The sequence below is a fragment of the Nostoc sp. FACHB-892 genome (assembly GCF_014698795.1).
Taxonomy (GTDB): Bacteria; Cyanobacteriota; Cyanobacteriia; order Cyanobacteriales; family Nostocaceae; genus Nostoc.
Genome location: NZ_JACJTR010000074.1, coordinates 1 through 18,808, shown reverse-complemented (window position 1 = coordinate 18,808; position 18,808 = coordinate 1). Strand labels below are relative to the sequence as shown.

Below are 18,808 nucleotides of genomic sequence, written 5' to 3'. Positions count from 1 at the left end.
AGTTTTATCTTGCTCTCTAGTCAGAAATACCCTTAAACGGCTGCCCATATCGCTGTTACCTTTGTAGACACATTGTACGTATTTACTTATCTTTACATAGTTTGGTTTTTTCACCTTGTTCTACTTACTCGCCACCTAAATTTAGAAGGAATCCATAGGGGCTAGGATTTATTTGCTGTAAGGTTTGGAATAGTTCACTTGGGCGATTTTCGCAAGATTGAAAGAAATTTTGTCCGGGAACAACCTCAAATAAATCACCACGACGGAAGTATTCAAGTGCTTTCTTAACTTGTTCCTCATACTCACCAGGTTCATGATCAGAAGCTTGAGTAGGGGTATAACGTTTACCTTTGTAATCAATAACTTCTCCAGTGCGAGGCAGACCCTCAGTGCTACCGTACTTGGTTGCAAATTCATACTGCAAACGAAAAGCTTTTTGCTGATAGTAGTCAATAATTACCAGTTCATCAGGTAGATAAAGCACCAAATCCCTTTGGTCTTCTGCACGAGTTAAATGTTTTGGCATCTGCTCGAACTGAAAAACTAAGTCATAGCCAAATGCACCATAAAGCCCTAAATGCTCATCTTCAGGACTATTAAAGATATCTAGAATTTCACGAACAATACTGAATATAGATGGTTGCTTACTCCTTTCTTCTTCTGAAAAGAGATGTTCTGCTGCTTTGATATATCCAGTTATAAAAGAGTTTTCTAAGTTAACTGCCATTAGTTGCGGATGCTGATATAGGCGCTCTCTAAGATAATGGAGTAGCACCATGCCTCGCTCGTTATGTGCAGTGATTGTAAACGAGTTGGAGCAAGTAACAAGTTCTAAAGGTGGATTAACAAAGCCGATTTCCCATCTTTTATAACGTCCTGGATATTCGTAGCTACTTTTAAACAAGCCTCCACGTTGGGAGTCAAGGCATGATAGGCTATTTTGAATAGCAGTATCTATTGAAGTCTCAATCACAAAACGAGATATATGAATTTCACCTGTGGTTGTATAGCTATGGGTATCTAAATACATTAGTCAGTCCTCTCAAGTTTCTTAATGTACATTCGGCAATGTTAAATCTACTTATGGTACTCCTCCGTTACGCCTATCACTGCAAGGGACTCGCTATCATTTAAATAACTTTATTCCCGAATTATTAGCTGCTCATTCAACAGAATCTCAGCGAATTTATCTCACTTTACTTAAAGTTATCGCTCACAAGGCTGTTCCCGATCGCCCCGCAAGAAGTGAGGCACGAGTCCGTAAACGCCGCCCGAAAGCTTACTCCTTAATGACTAAACCCCGGCACGAATTACAAAATATGAAAGCAAATTGCTTAATTCACAAGCGTTTCGGCTTTTCTTAGTGCCATAATGTATCTAGTGTCATAGAGATACTGCCCTCCACATAATTTTCTACTAGCACAACTGCTAAATCAACCAGACCGTTTGCCAGTGCTTGTATTGTTTGGGCTGTGTTGGAATAAGGACGTAACAGCATTTGTTGTCCTGTTTGCGCCTCTAGTTCCTTAACATAAGCTATAGTTGCACCTTCGCTGTAAGTGCCTGGGCAACTGATATGACCATCTGATTAGTAAAAACAGGTGCTTTTACCATAAATCAGTACAGAAAACTTTATTGCTTAAAGGCTGTTTCGAGTTCACTTAATGCAGGCATTAAGTACGACAAAAAACCAAGCTAGCTTTGTCCCAGCCCTTCAGGCTGGAACGGAGTCTATGATAGACTTTGGAACAAAACTAGTTAACGGTGGCTAGCTTACAATCTCGAAGAATCAAGACTATTTAGCTACACACTCTCTTAGTTTTTTTGCTCTGATAATGTGATCGTGAGCTAAACGTTTAGAAGCCTCGTGTGTAGTTAATTCCTCTTGTTTAGCCCTAATAAAAATCTCCATAAGAGTGTTGTAAATATTCTTAAGTTGTCTCCAAGCATTTTCTTCATCATATCCAATCATTTCATTATAGACATTTATCAATCCTCCAGCGTTAATCACATAATCTGGGCAATAAAGAATTCCCTTAGATTCAAGAAGCATACTGTCTATTTGCTCATCTTCAAGCTGATTATTTGCTGCACCAGCAATAATCGGAGCTTTAATCTGAGGAATTGTTGCGCTGTTAAGAACTCCTCCTAAAGCACAGGGAGCAAAAACATCAACATCAAGACAGTAAATTTCGTTTGGCTCTACCACCGTTGCCCCATAAAGGTGTTTAATATACTCTGTATTTTCCCTGTTCAAGTCACTTACAAAAAGTTTTACACCATTTTCATGTAAGTGATGACAGAGATTTTTGCCTACATTCCCCAGTCCCTGTACTGCGACTTTTAGCCCATCAAGCTCTTGTGTACGTAAACAAAACTCTGTAGCAGCTTTAATTCCTAAAAAAACTCCTCTAGCTGTGACAGGCGCTGGTCCTCCACCTTTTTCTGATACACCAACAACATAATTAGTTTCACTACCAATTGTACGAACATCTTCAACAGAAAGATTAACATCTTGACCTGTAATAAAACGTCCATTGAGTTTTTGGACAAAACGTCCATATACTCTGAGCAATTTATCTGTTTTATTTTCAGGATTAGCAATAATGACTCCTTTTCCTCCTCCAATAGGAATGTTAAGACAAGCAGCTTTGTAGGTCATACCACGACTCAGGCGAAGAGCATCTTGTAAAGCCTCTTCCTCACTAGCAAAAGGCCATAGACGTGTAGCTCCCATAGCTGAACCTAGGCTTGTGTCATGTATCGCAATAATTGCTTTCAGGTCTGACTCTTCATCATGGCAGAAGAGAATTTGCTCATGGCCCATCTTTTTAATGGTTTCAAAAAGTTTCATGCTTTTCTCCTACAAATCAGATTTAGCAAAATATGTCAAAAATTTGGAAAGAAAAAGAAAATGTAGATTTTCTCCTTGCTTAGAATGAAGGTATTGCTTGTTTGTTTACAGCAGGATTAAGAAGTACTGCTTTCAACTTGCCTAATCACCCGCAGATTATCAAAACTGCTCTGAAAAAATTTTTGGTCGGTTAGCACTGATAAACAAGCAGCATTGCTGCCTTCGTATGCCTGAGAAATCTCGAATAGACCAAAGTCAGCACGGATAGACTCCTTTACTAGCAGAGACTTTCTTGGTCAAGAAATAACTCAGAACTCAGGAGCCAGGAGTCAGAATGACTCCTGTGCGACTAGCTAACGAGTAAACAGTCCAAGCCCCCACGCTGATCTTTGGTTTAGTGATCAACACGCAAAGTCACGGGTTTGAAGCCCCCACTAATTGCCTAAAGTTGCTAAGTAATATTTTTAGATTGAGGGGTTTGGCTACAGTTATCCAACTTTGTCTGGTGTTTCATGTAGCGTTAACGCTTCGGATGATAGGGGAAATTGCTCAGGGTTTGCTGGGTTTGAGGTAGCCGCTTGATTAATTGACTTGATTGCTCCCCAGAAGACGCGCAGGAGAATGTTGGGCTGCATCAGCGACTGTGGTGGTACCATCATACCCACCACGTTGAGATAAGCCTGAGTCACCATAGGATCGTCACAGGCTTGCTTTAGAACCAGATTCATGTAGTGATGGAGGATTCCCAAACCAATTCGGGGTCTTGCTCCACTCAACTTCACCCCTGACCAACGCATATCCTCGCTGCTTGACATGAACCAGGGCCCAGCGACGGTTTGGGCTAGTTGCTGCTGGAAGAGCCGCTCAAACCCCTGCCTGTTAGAATGTTTGTAGTGGCGCAGACATTCATCCAAGACCAGTGCCTCCAGCGCAATGACGGTTGTCCCCTGACCATAAACGGGGTTGAAGGCACAGACAGAATCACCAGTAACAATAAAGCCAGTTGGCCAACGTTCTAATCGCTCGAAGTGGCGTAACCGAGTTTGGGGAACACGGAAACCCTGGATGGGGGAGAGGGGTTCGGCAACCCGGATGGCCTCATAGAGGCTAGGGTCTGACAGGTCATGTGCCCACTGCAAGAAGCCCGCTTCATCAGTCGGTGGATAGTTGCCACCAGAGCCGACCAGTGACACATGCCATTTATTATGTTCGTTGCCCATGATGAAGCCAGAGCGAGGATTGTGGGGGGGATGACCAAAGATGACAAGGTGTTGCCAAGCTGCGGGAAAGTTAGTGGGTTTGGCGTAAATGCGGGAAGCGTAACCAGTCCCAGAGTTAACACTCTCTTCAGGAGGAACTGCGTATCCAAGCTCGACGAGCCATTCGGGAGCCTTTGAGTAGCGACCGCTAGCGTCTACAACAAGATCGGCCTGTATCATTTCAGGACTAGCGTCCTTATCTTGATGGTGCAGACGAACCCCGATTACCCTTGCCCGGTCTGGTGTGGACAACAGGCCCGTAACCTTGCAATTAGCGAGGAAGTATACCCCAGCTTGAGCCGTGAGCCGACGACGGATCTGCCACTCCAACAATACCCGACTGAACCCTAGAGACTCGCCGTCTTGCTTGACCAAAGGCAGCTTGCCAGTCGGTGTGACGACTGCTGTTGGCATAACCCCATAGGCGCTAGACGCTCCGCCTGCGCGTAGCTCATCCAAGATGCCTGGAAATAGTCTGTTAATAATTTCTTGCCCTTTTTCATGCAGGGCGTGAGCATGATACGACTGGGGTACACCCTTACGGGGTTCAGGCACGTCGGGAAAGGTATCGCGGTCAATGATGCTCACTTGCTCAAAGTAATCAGTCAGGACGCGAGCGGCTAATAAACCGGCCATACTGCCACCAATAACTACGGCATGGCGACCAGTATTTAGTTGATTAGAAAACGAATGGACATGATTGTGGGTGTTCATGTGTACTTCATCCTGTAGAACATTGAGTCGCAGCTTTATCGAAGTCTTAGTTACAAAACGAGAAACGCAAACTTCACCATTCGTCGTGTAGTAATGGAAATTAAAAAACGTTTATTTTGTGTTTGCGCTTCCGGATTGAAATTGCACAAAAAGCACCAAATGCTAACACGCCCAAAACAGAAGAAGGTTCGGGTACTGGTCTAGCATTGTTAGATAACAATGCTATTAATTCGTCAGCACGGTTGTTCTTAACGATTTCATCTGGAACTGGAACATCAAAGTATACTTTGTCTTCTAATTCACCAAAATTAGAACTAAGGATTAGTCCGTAATCAGGGGCTACTGCTATAGCTGCTCCCAGTTTGCTAAAATCTGGTTCTGGCAAATTAGATGGGTCTGTAACTGGTACACCTCCTAGCCGGAACCACTTATCAAGATTTCCAGAGGGTGAGGCAACTATTCTCTCTCCTGCCGGCGTTGTTCCAGTGACTTGATGTGCGTGGATCTGACCCCTCGGAGAAAAGAACAAATCTCCGGGTTCTGTATCTATGGCGTAGAGCTTTCCTTTTGGAGCATTGGTTCCAGGGATTACACCTCTAGAATAAACCTGATCTCCTAGGTACAACGTAATCCCTTCATCAGCAATGTAGAACCACTCGTCTGAATCATAGTGAATGTGCGGCGGCGTAAGGTTCCCCGGTTGACCTACAGCATCGAGTAGAACATACTGCCCGTCGGTATCGTCAGTTGTTCTTTGAAAGGTAAGGAGTTCGCCTGCTCCAAACAATACCCGCGACGGATTTGGATTCAGTGTTACCTCTGGATATTTAAAAGCTTCTTCAATTGAGGGCGATGTCACCTTTGAGAAATCAATAAGTGGGGAATTAGTATGTGGGATACCAGTAATATGAGCTTCTCCTCTAGAGCTACTCATCAAAATTGAAAACACCATTCCAGTGATAGCTATAGATAAATTTTTTACAGTAGCCATAGACAAATGTACCTTTAAAAAACTCATAACCAATTTGAATTTTACTAGCCCTAGTATTTCAACAAATCTTAGGGCAGAAACCGAATGGCACTAAGCTAAATGCAAAGCCATGATATAGCTGGCTTTTGGGTGTGGGGTGTCGAGAATTAAGAAGATGTTGAACTCCTTGACGCAACTAAAATTTAATTGTCTAAAAACTACACCCTACATCCTGCCCTGACCAGGTTTCAGCTTTTCTTAGTGCCATTCGGGCAGAAACCAAAGTGTTAAATGGTCTAATGGAAAAGATTGTGTGAGGTTAGAACTCTTAAGAACTTGCAGCTACGGCTAACCATTAGCAAAGCGATACTCTAAAATAGCTTTCATGTTCCTTGCTTCAAGCTGGTGACCTGGATAAAAATATGGCCAAAAATCGCCTATCCACTCGCGATCAGTGCGATTACGATTCTCGGATATATAGCTTGGAACATCAGCAACGTTACGCTCGTAATACGGATGTTTGCAGTTAGTCCACAGCATAATAGTCCCTGGTTTACGAAGCGTTGGCATTGCGTCAAGAAAACGGTAATGATATCGCATCCAAAGCTCTTGTCCCTGATCCCAGGCACAGGGAAAGTCCACCACTTTAGAGTCGGGGTATGCTTCAGCGCGGATGTAAATAGATGTATTCTCACCTAAGAAATCTAAACCTTTATAAAGACCACCGCCGATGTGTTTTAACTGGCGCACACTATATGTCCACTCTTCCATACTATAGATGTTGGCAGCGTATTCAAAAGCCATGTCTACCGGACATTGAATGTACTCGCAAACAGTACAATAGGTGCCGAATATCCCCTCTTGTGAATCAGTTTGCTTGGTAACATCTTTAAGCTTTTCCATAACCTCTGGAATAGTCACATCTTCATAGACACAAACATTTGGTATCTTTTTTGAATTAATTCCATTGGTAACAATGCTGTCCTTAGTCCACAGTTCTAAATTGTCGCGTAATTGCATACTTCCTCCTGACATTATACGAATCTAAAAAGCCAAACTATAGTGCAACAGTGAATGCCTAGTAATCCGGCAAGTCAACAATGCTTGGTTTGTATTGAGCGATTTATCGCTCAAATCAAGGACTAAAATCCTTAATATAAACTTATGCACCCATCAAAGTTGACTTGGCGGACTACTAGTGGTCTATCGCATTAATTCTGCTAGGTTTGTAATGAGCGATTTATCGCTCAAATCAATGACTAAAGTCCTTACTACGAACTTTTATAACCCATCATAATTAATGATACAGAGCACTAGGTAGTGCTATCCCCAACGTATGACTGTCGAACTGACAAAATCTCCTCCATTCGAGAAAGCTCCCAGTGCTAGCAAATCGCCAGATTGCACTTTGTTCTTCTCTATGGCATCAGCAAGGGTTACAGGTATTGAACTTTGAAAAAGATTTCCGTAACACTCAATGGTGTCATGAACACGTGGCTCACCGATACCGATTCGCTCACGCCACTCCTTGATAAACAAGACATTAGGCTGATGAGTAATCAGTAGCGATATATCATCAGAAGATAGACCAGCCTGATAAAGGCACTTACTGACCGCTTCGGGAACAAGTCTCAAAGCATTTGAACGTAAAGTATCTAACATCTCTTGTGAGAAATTGATCGTAATCTGTCCAGAACCACTTTCCCAATAGTTTAAAAAGCGACCATCTACTAAGTCAGGCTGCCCAACTAAAAGCCCGTAGTGTTCTCCATAAGAACGCTCATAACTTGCTACAAAACTAGATTTACCATCCACTAATAATGTTGCTGATGCTCCATCACCCAGCACCGAATACCGCTTGGAATTTTGAAGTTCTGGCAGCCGGGAAATGTAGTTGGTGACAGTGACAACAGCAATTGTTTTGTACAACCCTGACTTAATGAATGCACGGGCAGTATTTAGCATCGACAGATAGGAACTACAACCTGTGTCGATATTCAAAACTGTTGCTCGGTTTGCCCCTACCTGATGTTGAATTGCCGATCCAATACCAGGGCAGAAAAAATCGTTAAATATGCAGGAATACAAGATCAGGTCAAGTTCTTCTGGTTTAGTCTCGGTTCGTTCGAGCAGCTTCTTTAGAGCATAAGTCCCCAAATCGGAGGACTGATATTCTGGTGAGGCGAAGCGTCTTTGCTTAACTCCTTTAAAAAAGGGGTTTTTCTCTAATTCATCTTCGGAGCTAGATATGAGTTCAGTATTATCAACAATACGCTCCGGCATGAAACTAACAACGTCTACAATTTGTGCGCTAGGCATTGTTTTACCTCCTTTGAACATCATTGTCAGGGCTTAATACCAATAGGAATTGTCGGTGCATCATCGCTCAGAAAAGGTGTAAACGGTGGCATTTCTTCACGCAAGAGCCGAAGTTCCAAAACTCCCGAAAGGTCAGTGTGCTTCATATAGTCCTCAAGTTGATGGCGCAATTCGGCAGCGGTGCCAGCACTTCGCGCCCAAAGTCGATGGGAAGGACCAAAACCCTGAGCAATCATTGCAATATCCACTGGTGCATAACGCACGCATTCCAATCGTGACTCAAAATAGAGTTGTTGACGGATGGCGCACATACCATGCATGTTGTTATTGAACACAACAAACAAGATCGGGAGTTGCAAATCGACTGCTGTATGGATTTCCAATCCGGTCATTAAAAAAGCACCGTCACCAGCAAAAACTACTGTTCGCGTACCTTTTGGTGAGCCTAGTTGAGCACCAATTGCTCCTGCGATCGCATAACCCATCGCTCCCATACCAAGCGCGATTGTAGAACTAGATTTGAATGGTACTTTTGTCAAGTGAAGTGCGGCAGCGGCACAATTGCCAGCGTCGTAGAGGATATGTCCATTCTCTGGAAGGAACTCTTGTAGAATGGCGATCGCCTCACTTTGCAACAGCAGTTGGCTATCGGTTATCGGCATTGAGTCGTTTGGGGAAATTGGTGGGGTAGGAAACTGCTTGAATATCTTCAAATAATAGCCTTGAGGTGGCTTATGCTTGAAAGGCTTTTGCTTGAGCAATTCCAAAAGCTCTTTGAAGACCACTCCTGCATCTGCTTCCACGCTCAGATATGGAGAAATAGTACGGCTGATCTGATCAACATCTACATTCACTACCGCAATTTTCTTGTCAAGGAGTGCAGATTGGATTGGCTGTCGTGTCATGAACTTGAGATCACATCCAACAACAATCAGCAAATCTGCTTGCTCTTTCAAGTAGGCGTGAGCAGAAGGATGGCCCGCAACACCCAGCATTCCCAAATACAGAGGATCATCATTGGGAAAGTTACCACGTCCCCCTAGAGTCGTCATCACTGGCAAATCAACACAACGAGCAAAGTTGACTACTGCTTGCGGATTGCTGCACCGTCTTACCCCATCTCCCAAAATGAGTACGGGATTATTAGCCCGATAAATCTCCTCGAAAAGAGGACGAATCATCTCCGATGTCACTTGTGCAGGACGGATAAGTGTTTTAAGTTCATCAGCCCAGATTTCTGGGCAAGGTTCGACCTCTTGTTCAAAGATATTGCGAGGAAACAAAAGAACAGCCGGTCCGGGACGACCAGAAACAGCAGCTTTAATAGCATGAGTCAGATGATACCAGAAGTCCTCGGATTTGGAAATCTTCGCTACATACTTGGCAACGGCACCCCAAAGCTTCATGCTATCTACTGTACGACCGATTCCGGAAGAATCTTGAAAAGCTCCCTTTCCCTCAAGCGCTGAGGGTGGCTGCCCAACTAATGCCAGAACAGGCACTGAATCAGCATAGGACTCGGCGATACCAGCAATGAGATTCATCATTCCCCCACCAGATGTTGAGCAGCATACACCCAAAGTTCGGTGAACCCTTGCTCGACAGTCCGCCATGAAAGCTGCTCCGTCCTCGCTCTTAGCCATTACCGACTTTAGCTTTCCTTCACCTAGCTGATGAATCGCATCATGCAGATGTTCAATATTTGCGCCGCTGACACCAAATACGTAGCGCACATCTAGGGAAATGAGAACCTTTACTATTGCATCACTTATCTTCAACTTTTCATGTACATATTTACCCTCGAACCGACCAAACCTGTCGAGTCCTAATGGTCGCTTAGTAGCAGGGAAAACTGGAGTATAAATGTGTTCTGTGCTTGTCACTGTGGAATCTCCTTGTTTTCCTAATATATATATAGAGTCATTCCATATTTACCTTTACTGAGTAAGCAAACTTACACTTCTATGGGACACAACCGCAAGTTTTTCTTCGCGTAGTAGTCGCTTAAGAACTTTACCAATCGGATTTTTGGGAATTGAATCGACAAAATTAATAGCACGGGGAACTTTGTAGGCTGCTATTCTTTCATAACAGAATTTAATGATTTGTTCTTCTGTAATTGTGTGCGCAGCCTTTAGTACAATATTCGCCTTGACTATCTCACCTTTTACCTGATCTGGAACGCCGTAAACAGCACATTCAGCAACCGCTGGATGTTGATAAATCACATTTTCCACTTCGGCAGGATACACCTTAAAGCCAGAGAGATTTATCATGTCTTTCAAGCGGTCAACGATGTAGAAGTAGCCGTCTGAATCCATCCGACCAATGTCCCCAGTATGAAACCAACCATTTTTAAGAACTTGAGCAGTTTCTTCGGGGCGATTCCAATAACCAAGCATGACGTTCGGACCCTTGACAACTATCTCGCCAACTTCCCCTGGTTGTACCGACTCACCATCAAGATTCACAATCTTCATTTCCACATTCTCGATGGGAGTACCAATTGAACCGAGTTTGTATTTCAAGTCGTGGTTATATGTGGAAAAGGGGGAAGTTTCAGTCAGGCCATATCCTTCATAAATGACCATGCCATGCTTTGATTGCCATTTTTGACTCACTTCCATTGGCATAGTTGCTGCGGCTGTAAAGTAGTAGCGTACCGAACTCAGGTCATAGTCAGATGTGTTTGTATTCAGCAGTTTAATAAAAACTGTCGGCACTCCGAAGAACATCGTGATGCGATCGCTGGCAATGGTCGAGAGAACTTGCTCCAGATCGAAACGGCGTTGCAGTACGATAGTTGCACAAGAGTGCAGTCCAGCGTTGAGAACAGCGTTTTGACCAAAGCAATGGAATAGAGGTAAGAAAAGCAGTAATCGGTCAAGAGGCTGAGTGTGATAACAATGGTTAGCAGCGTAAACGTTGGAAATCACATTACCATGCGAAAGCGTTGCCCCCTTGGGAAAGCCTGTTGTACCTGATGTGTAGATAATGGCTGCTAGCTCATCGCGATCCATTTCAACCGCAGAAGCGTCAGGTGAGGCACTTGAGATGAGATGATCTAGACTGATTCCAATTCTCGTTTGACCCTCTGCAATCAAAATGTGTTTAAGTTCAGGTAATTCTGAATCGGGCACATTTTCGCTAAGAGATTCTGTTGTAATTAATACCTTAGCAGAGCAGTCATTAAGAATGAATTTTACTTCATTCTTTTTTAGCATAACATTTAATGAGACTGCTATAGCACCAATTTTTAAAATGCCAAGATAAGAAATCACAAATTCCGGAATATTTGGCAGTAATAATGCCACTCTTTGTCCGCGTTTAATACCCAATCCACGCAAGGCATTTGCAAGACGGTTTGTGATCTCATTAAGTTCTTTGTAGGTAAAAGATTTTCCCTCAAAAATCAAAGCCGTTTTGTTAGGAAAAAATCGACCACCGCGTTCTACATTGTGTGCAATGTTCATAACTTTTGCAGACTCACTTCAAGCTTGACAAAATATCATTAACAGCTTGCACAATCTGACCGCCAGCAGCGATATCAGCCGCAATCAGCGCAATGTGCTCGTCTAAAGATTGTTCGCAATCGTTCCAAATGTATGGTCGGTTTGTAGTTGGTGGCTGTCCAACGACCTCGCGTAGTGCCATATACAAGTTTGCGGTTGCGGGGGACAAACACGCACGCGCATCGTAATGACGATCTATGATATATGTCCGTAAGTCAACAGCTTGCACGCCAAACATTAAGGCGATCGCCATATATTGTTGGAAGATTCCAACTGAGTGCCGCGCTAAATTGGCAGAAGCGAAACCTTGGCTGTTGATATTTTGGTTAAACTGTTCAGCGTGGGTAGGAAATCTGTCGGCTATGGAATTTCCATAAAAGGTCAATAGCGGCATGATGGAGTTTCCAGCTATTTGTAAACCCTTCAAACCCATGTTGACAGTACGCTCTTGATTACCAACCAAAGAGGGTGACAATCCGTTGTTAAATTCTGGTGCTACGAGAGAGGCTATTTGTACATCCAGGTGTTTAGCCAACAATCCAATGTAGTAGCGCAGCCGATCCATTCCCACACCGACATACTGTCCCAAGAAATTGCCGCCATGATAACTAGCTTGGTTTTGTACATCAATCAGTGGGTTGTCTGTGGCAGAGTTAATTTCCACTTCAATTTGTCTTTTAATCTCTTCAATGCCATCAACAATCGGACCCATATACTGCGGAAGACAACGCAGAGAATAACGGTCTTGAATCAAATCGTCGCGATAGTCGTGAGAACCATCTAACTCATCGCGTACTAAGCGTGAACCTGCGAGCAGGTTAAGCATTTGCGCTGCTGCCCATTTTTGCCCGCTATGTGGTTTGAGCTGGTGGATAAATGGATGGAATGATTGATTAGTACCATTCAAACCTTGGATAGCTAAAGTGTGCGTGCCCACTGAAAGTGCTAATAAAATTTTGGTGTCGTAAACGCAATTAGCAGCAATCCCTGTCATGACTGAGGTACCATTCATCATCGCCAACCCTTCTTTGGGAAGGAGTTGCAATGGTTGTAAACCCAGCTTACTGAGCGCTGTTGGTGCGTCCATTTCTGTGCCGTTAAAGTCAACCTTATAAGAAGACTCAAGACCGATTATAGCTCCAGTGATGTATGATAACGGCACCAAATCCCCACTCGCACCAATCGAGCCAAATTCATAAACATACGGTGTCACACCAGCATTCAAAAACGTCTCCATGCGTTGGATAAGTTCAAGTCTGATACCAGAGGCTCCATGCAAGTGAGAGTTGATCCGCAACAGCATAGCGGTGCGTACATCAGCTAGGGGTAATCTCTGACCTGATCCAGATTTGAGAAACCACATCATGTTGTTTTGCAGCAAAGCCGCATCTTCGCGGGAAACCACGACATTTGCCATTCCGCCAAAGCCACTTGTGACGCCATAAATTGGCGCTCCCGTTTTAACGGCGTTGTTGATGTAGTCACAGGATGCCTGCACACCTCGCAACACATCATGATTATCGGTTAAGCGTACTTGAGTTCCATAACGAGCCACACTGACGACTTCGTCCATTGTCAGGTTGCGATCGCCCACAGCTACAATTTTGTCTAAATTTCTAAACAAGGGTGATGAACAATTTCCTGTTGTGTTCAAGACTCGGGATGCTGTATTCATGTTGTGGTTTATTTCTCCTTTAGGACAGCTAGTTGCACGCCCGTGATTAACTTGTTCAAACGCCTGCAATGGAGGAAACTCTTGGAGCAAACTTTGGCGTTGTAGTAGCGCGATGGTTTTGAGTCCAACGCCCAAAGAATGTACCCAAGGGAGCTATTTCTTGCATTAATTGCTCAAATCCTTCCAACGTTAAAGACTGAGGACCATCTGAAAGTGCCTTTGCCGGATCGGGGTGAACCTCAATCATCAACGAATCTGCGCCAGCTGCGATCGCTGCCATTGCCATCGTGGGTACAAACTCTGAAAAGCCGGTGGCATGGCTGGGATCAATCATGATGGGTAAGTGAGTCAGTGTACGTAATACTGGGATCGCAGATATATCAAGGGTATTGCGGGTGTACTGTTTGTCAAAGGTACGGATTCCCCGCTCGCACAGAATCACATTGGGGTTGCCTGCTGCCAAAATGTACTCAGCTGACATCAACCAATCTTCAATCGTGGCTGCAAGTCCGCGCTTGAGCAGAACTGGTTTACCTGTTGCTCCTACTTTCTTGAGGAGCGAGAAATTCTGCATATTGCGGGCACCGATTTGCACCACATCTGCAATAGATGCAACCTTATCAATGTCAGCTGTATCCATGACTTCTGTGATGATCCCCAGCCCGGTGACAACGCGAGCTTGAGCTAACAACTCTAAGGCACTCTCACCATGACCCTGGAAAGCGTAAGGTGAGGTACGAGGTTTGTAGGCTCCTCCTCGTAAAAACTGCGCTCCTGCTGCTTTGACTCGCTGTGCTGTTTCTACAATCATCTCTTCGTTTTCTACGGAACAGGGCCCAGCTACTAAGACTAAAGAATGGTTTTGACCAAAGGTTACAGATCCATTGGGTGTTGGTACAACTACATCAGTTGGTTCGCTATAGCGAAATTCTCTTGAAGCCCGTTTGAAGGGCTTCTTCACCCGTATAACCTGCTCAATAAAAGGGCTTAAATTTTGGATTTGTCGGGGATCAATCTCTGCGGTATCACCTACCAAACCGATCACCACTTTGTCCTGACCTACACATTTTTCTGGTGTTATGTTCCATCGGCGAATTTCTTCGCTGATTCGCTCAATTTCTGCCGCTGGGCTACAGGATTTAATGACGATAATCATTGATTTAAAATCCTCCTTAAATATTGCAAATCATGGTAATTTAGATTCACATGATGTCATCCGTTTCATTTGGACTTTGCTTAAAATGCTACAAGTATTACTCAATTACATGGTTCCTTTTCAGGCAAAGTAAAAAATAATATTTACAATCTACTTGCCAATGAAGTTTCAAAAAGGTGTATTGTTACATCTACCAAGCTTAAAATTATTTTTTTAATTATCAAAAATAAGATTGGTAAAAAGCTTTTTGCACAATTTTTTGATCTCAGAGGATGTTTTAAAAGTCGTCTAGTCAGTAGCAAAACGTTTTAGATCCCCCTAGCTCCCCTTAAAAAGGGGATTTTGATTCCGGTTGCCCTTTTTATAAGGGGGTTAGAGGAGATTAAACAGTGCTTAAAATTACAATAAACAACTTTTAAAATATCCTCTTAAATTAGAAACTTATTGCATTTATAGCCTTTGACTATAATCATTTGTAGCCATCCTCAAAACAGTAGTATCTCAAACATCAAGAACACTGTAATTAACAACAAGTTTATCAAAATATGCAATGCTCTACAATAAACAATTTGTTGACAGGACTAACACTTTTGTAGCTCTTCTTTTTCCTGAGATAGTTGTAACTTTCTCCAAGCTTGGGGAGTTGTCCCATGATTTGTACGAAACTGGCGAAAGAAATGAACCAAATTTTGATAGCCCACCTTCATAGCAATTTCTTCTATTCCCTCATTAGTTTTCAAAAGCAAGAAACGTGCTGCTGCCATCCGGCGCTGGATAATCCAGTTTTGCACAGTTTGCCCAGTTTGCCGTCGCACCCAGTTTGTGAGGTAAGCCGAGGAGTAACCAACTGCATTAGCTACATTACTGAGGGTAATTGGTCGATGATAATTGGCTTCTATGAACTGGAAAACCTCCATTAAACCAGGATCATATGGAAAAATCGACTCCAAATCAAACTGTCTTGTGGTGTCAGCTAGTGGTGGTTTTGGGACTGGCTGTGACTGTGCAGTGTAGCACTGTTGGAGAAAGGCTCGTTTTTCCAAGCAGGCTGCGATCGCCCTCAACAATTCCTGTACGGTACAGGGCTTAGTGAGATAGTCATCCGCGCCCATCTCCATACCTTTACGGATGTCAGCCTTACTCACTTTAGTAGTTAGAAAAATCAAGGGGATAATCGCTGTATCTGGATTTTGACGCAGCTTCGTTAGGACGCTGTAACCATCGAATTTTGGCATGGCTATTTCGCTGATTATTAAATCGGGTAAATCTTCCTGTGCTTGTTGGACACCGATAAGGCCGTTTTCAGCACCTATAGTATAAAAACCTTTAGCTTTGATGGCTTCTAGAAAAAGATTTCGGGTTGAGGCTGTATTTTCAATCACCAGAATTTTTTTCACTGTCTCCTCCGAAAATATTGCAATTAATAATGGTTGCTTTGATTGACATAGCGTTATATGTCACTACTAATTGCTAAAAAGTTTTCAAAATCTTTTTCCAAGTCAAGCCTCTAATCTTATATCAGTGAAAATTTAGATAAGTATGAAAAAGACAACACCCCGACCCAATACTTCTCGGTTAAAGGGTAAAGGGGAAGGGGGAAGGGGGAAGGGGAAAGAAAAAACCTTTAACCCAACCCTAGTAACCTTTTCCCAAAACCCGATTCCGGATTAAAAATGCAAAACCTGAGAAGTATTGCACCCCGACTAACTTGCTTTAAATAATTTCTTTTATCTTCTCCTAGACTGGATCTCAAGGATTAGTAAGCAAAATTCTAAAGTTTTCATATTTTTTTGATTCTTGCCTGATATAAGAGTAAGGTCAAATAAAGCAGTGCTTATAACTGTGCTGCTGTGTTGTATCTACTGTATTATTCTTTGGTAAAAGCTTTTATGGATGATCAGGATGAGCGCCTACGCCAATTGATAGCAGCAGTTTGTCAACACCCAGACGGCAGCCGGGAATGGCGAAAAGCTATGAGCCGACTTCTGATTTTAATTCAGGGACTACCGGAATTTAGAAAATACTCAAGCATGGACTGCCCCGACCACTTTTTAGACGCCTTAAACCACAGTTTGGAGTGGTTAAGCCACAATATCAGAAACTTTCAGCCACGTACATCTTCAGTACGAACTGACTTAGTAAAATGGCTCAAAGGCTACCTTTCCTGGCGTATTAAAGATTTAAATTCCTCATCTGCCCCTCAAACAAGGAGGCTTCAGCTTTCCTTGGATGAAAATATTTCGGATGCAGATGCAGAGATAACAAGTTGGCTAGAACGATTATCAGAAGGAGGAAGATTATTAGGGACACCATCTAACCCGTATGTTCTAAGTGGGCTAGAAATTTATTTAGAACAGTTGCAACAGAACTCACAACAGTACTTAGTGGCAAGCCTAGCGGATTACATTGAACAAGACCCAGACAAGCAGCTACGGAATTGCTATCCTCGTAAACACCCGGAATGTAACTGTCAAATACTCAGCCAGAGGTTGCTGTTCATCTTTAAGAACCCACCAGATACACTTGCTGATATTGCGCGTGAGTGTCAAATCAATTACCAAACTTTAGTATCCCACTGGAAATTAAAAGCAATACCGCTCCTGCAAGAAGTTGCCATTCAACTCGGATATCAATCTAATTAACAGCCATGAGTAGCACAGAAACACTTTGCTTAAAAATTACACTTGGACAAGAAGCTCATGCTATTGCCCGCCAGTTTGCTGTTGAACAAACCACGCCTCAAAAAGGGAAACAAATATATTTGAATACATTAGCAGTTTATGCTGTTTACAGTTACCTGAAATGGTTATGGATTGATACTGCTCTAGAAGAAGGTGATAGTTGGCATCCTCTCAAACGAGCTTTATTTGATGTTGCCGATCTAGTTCTTCCCAACATTGGTAAGTTAGAATGTCGTCCAGTTCAACCTGGTGAAACAGTCATTTCCCTACCACCTGAAGTGATGGGAAATAGAATTGGTTATGTGGCTGTCCAGTTTAGCGAACAGTTAAATGAAGTGCAGTTGTTGGGATTTGTTAGAAGAGTTAATATTCCTTCTGATTGGGAGCAAATACCACTAGCAAGCCTTAAACCCCTTAATTTTCTCTTCGACTGTATTCCTGACGCTGTTGCTCACCCTGCACTCAGTCCTAGCCAAATACGGGTAAATTTAAACCAATGGTTTGAGAATCTGTTTGAAAATAGTTGGATGCCTCTAGAAGAAGTTTTCAGCAGTATAAATGATAAAAAGTTTGCCTTAAGAAGTATTTCATCAAAGCATGAAGGTAATGTAGCACGAGCAAAAATAATAGATTTGGGATTCCAAGTTGGAAATCAATCTGTAGTGCTGCTAATAGCGATTGCACCTTATTCTGAAGATAAAGTAGAAATACTTGTACAATTACATCCAGTAAACGAACAAACTTATTTGCAATCTAGCCTGAGAATGAATTTACTATCAGAATCAGGAGAAAATATCCAAGAAGTTGTATCACGAAGTAATGATAATTTTATTCAATTAAAACGATTTAGAGGGTATTCTGGAGAAGGCTTTAATATACAAGTGTCTAATGGTGATTTCACAATCAAAGAGGCTTTTGTCATCTGACATTTTTTTGTCGGAGTGCAATGAGTAAGTTAGTTGTTTTAAATTTGGGTAAGGGAGACCTCTACAAAGGCTTCCCCGATGTCACAGTTCAACTTGGGTTGACAAATGATCATCGGGCGATGGAATTTCGTGGTAGTTTACCAGCAGCACCAGAAATTCCCCAACTTTATCGAAATTGGCAAATACTATACTCGGCTCTCTACCGTTATCATGGTTGGTCTGTACGCCTGGAAATCGAAGAGACTGATGTTACAAATTTTTCAGAAGTTGAATTTAACGATTTATGTGAGGAATTATCATCTAGAATTAATATTTGGCTTAACTCGGAGCAGTTTCGCAAAATAGAACAAAAGTTACGCACGCAATTAAATCCAAATGAAGAGATTCGTTTTATGATTGCAACTAGTGATAAATTATTGCGGCGGCTTCCTTGGCATTTATGGAATTTTTTTGAAGATTATCCAAATGCCGAAGTAGCGCTAAGTTCCTTAGAGCCAAAACGAAAAAACAAAATATATATTAAAGAAAAAAAAGTTAGAATATTAGCGATTTTTGGCAATAGTAAAGGGATTGATATTAGTCAAGATAAACGATTTTTAGAAAAATTATCAAACCGTATCCGCTCAATAAATCGGGGTAGTGCAAAAAATAAAAAGTAGATAGATGCACATAGCGCCGTAGAATATATCACATGGCGCAAAAGCAATCTCCAGAAAAACAAGTAGAGGCATTATTGCAAACC

15 protein-coding genes and 1 pseudogene are annotated in these 18,808 nt (G+C 42.6%); 3 read left to right on the top strand and 13 right to left on the bottom strand.

Annotated elements, in window-relative coordinates; all coding sequences use genetic code 11:
* Positions 1-127: 127 nt before the first annotated feature.
* The 13 genes and pseudogenes from H6G96_RS37465 to H6G96_RS37405 all read right to left on the bottom strand — a co-directional run.
* Positions 128-1,030, bottom strand: a pseudogene (locus tag H6G96_RS37465) (chorismate-binding protein); the annotation flags it as partial.
* Positions 1,031-1,360: 330 nt separating this feature from the next.
* Positions 1,361-1,576: a prephenate dehydratase domain-containing protein gene (locus tag H6G96_RS37460; RefSeq protein WP_190919270.1), complete on the bottom strand. Its 216-nt coding sequence runs from the start codon at positions 1,574-1,576 to the stop codon at positions 1,361-1,363.
* A 219-nt stretch (positions 1,577-1,795) separates the two neighbouring features.
* On the bottom strand, positions 1,796-2,854 hold the full coding sequence (scyB, locus tag H6G96_RS37455) for a tryptophan dehydrogenase ScyB (protein WP_190919261.1): 1,059 nt from the start codon (positions 2,852-2,854) through the stop codon (positions 1,796-1,798).
* Positions 2,855-2,970: 116 nt separating this feature from the next.
* A complete protein-coding gene (locus tag H6G96_RS37450; protein WP_347242335.1) occupies positions 2,971-3,093 on the bottom strand; it encodes a hypothetical protein in 123 nt (40 codons plus the stop codon).
* A 249-nt stretch (positions 3,094-3,342) separates the two neighbouring features.
* The gene (locus H6G96_RS37445; RefSeq protein ID WP_190919259.1) at positions 3,343-4,827 is read right to left on the bottom strand and encodes a 2-polyprenyl-6-methoxyphenol hydroxylase-like oxidoreductase; all 1,485 of its coding nucleotides are present in this window, start codon (positions 4,825-4,827) and stop codon (positions 3,343-3,345) included.
* Positions 4,828-4,927: 100 nt separating this feature from the next.
* Positions 4,928-5,818 (bottom strand): PEP-CTERM sorting domain-containing protein, encoded by an 891-nt coding sequence (locus H6G96_RS37440; RefSeq protein WP_190919256.1) that lies wholly within the window; start codon positions 5,816-5,818, stop codon positions 4,928-4,930.
* A gap of 327 nt (positions 5,819-6,145) precedes the next feature.
* Positions 6,146-6,817, bottom strand: coding sequence for a hypothetical protein (locus H6G96_RS37435; RefSeq protein WP_190919254.1), 672 nt, complete (start codon positions 6,815-6,817; stop codon positions 6,146-6,148).
* 303 nt (positions 6,818-7,120) lie between these two features.
* Positions 7,121-8,116 carry a 3-oxoacyl-[acyl-carrier-protein] synthase III C-terminal domain-containing protein gene (locus H6G96_RS37430; RefSeq protein ID WP_190919252.1) on the bottom strand — a complete coding sequence of 332 codons (996 nt, stop codon included), beginning with the start codon at positions 8,114-8,116 and terminating at the stop codon, positions 7,121-7,123.
* Between the two features lie 26 nt (positions 8,117-8,142).
* A complete protein-coding gene (locus tag H6G96_RS37425) occupies positions 8,143-9,999 on the bottom strand; it encodes a thiamine pyrophosphate-binding protein (protein WP_199339859.1) in 1,857 nt (618 codons plus the stop codon).
* Between the two features lie 54 nt (positions 10,000-10,053).
* Positions 10,054-11,589: a long-chain fatty acid--CoA ligase gene (locus H6G96_RS37420; protein ID WP_190919250.1), complete on the bottom strand. Its 1,536-nt coding sequence runs from the start codon at positions 11,587-11,589 to the stop codon at positions 10,054-10,056.
* A gap of 13 nt (positions 11,590-11,602) precedes the next feature.
* A complete protein-coding gene (locus H6G96_RS37415) occupies positions 11,603-13,303 on the bottom strand; it encodes an aromatic amino acid ammonia-lyase (protein WP_190919248.1) in 1,701 nt (566 codons plus the stop codon).
* A gap of 55 nt (positions 13,304-13,358) precedes the next feature.
* Positions 13,359-14,459 carry a 3-deoxy-7-phosphoheptulonate synthase gene (aroF, locus tag H6G96_RS37410; protein ID WP_190919246.1) on the bottom strand — a complete coding sequence of 367 codons (1,101 nt, stop codon included), beginning with the start codon at positions 14,457-14,459 and terminating at the stop codon, positions 13,359-13,361.
* Positions 14,460-15,040: 581 nt separating this feature from the next.
* Positions 15,041-15,856, bottom strand: a complete 816-nt coding sequence (locus tag H6G96_RS37405; RefSeq protein ID WP_190919244.1) for a helix-turn-helix domain-containing protein — start codon at positions 15,854-15,856, stop codon at positions 15,041-15,043.
* Between the two features lie 492 nt (positions 15,857-16,348).
* Here H6G96_RS37405 and H6G96_RS37400 point away from each other — a divergent pair, with 492 nt between their 5' ends.
* From H6G96_RS37400 to H6G96_RS37390, 3 genes are read left to right on the top strand one after another with little or no spacing between them, the layout of a single operon-like run.
* The gene (locus tag H6G96_RS37400; RefSeq protein ID WP_190919242.1) at positions 16,349-17,101 is read left to right on the top strand and encodes a hypothetical protein; all 753 of its coding nucleotides are present in this window, start codon (positions 16,349-16,351) and stop codon (positions 17,099-17,101) included.
* 5 nt (positions 17,102-17,106) lie between these two features.
* The gene (locus tag H6G96_RS37395; protein ID WP_190919240.1) at positions 17,107-18,066 is read left to right on the top strand and encodes a DUF1822 family protein; all 960 of its coding nucleotides are present in this window, start codon (positions 17,107-17,109) and stop codon (positions 18,064-18,066) included.
* A gap of 20 nt (positions 18,067-18,086) precedes the next feature.
* Entirely contained in the window at positions 18,087-18,725 is a 639-nt protein-coding gene (locus H6G96_RS37390) for a hypothetical protein (RefSeq protein ID WP_190919237.1), read from the top strand.
* Positions 18,726-18,808: the final 83 nt, after the last annotated feature.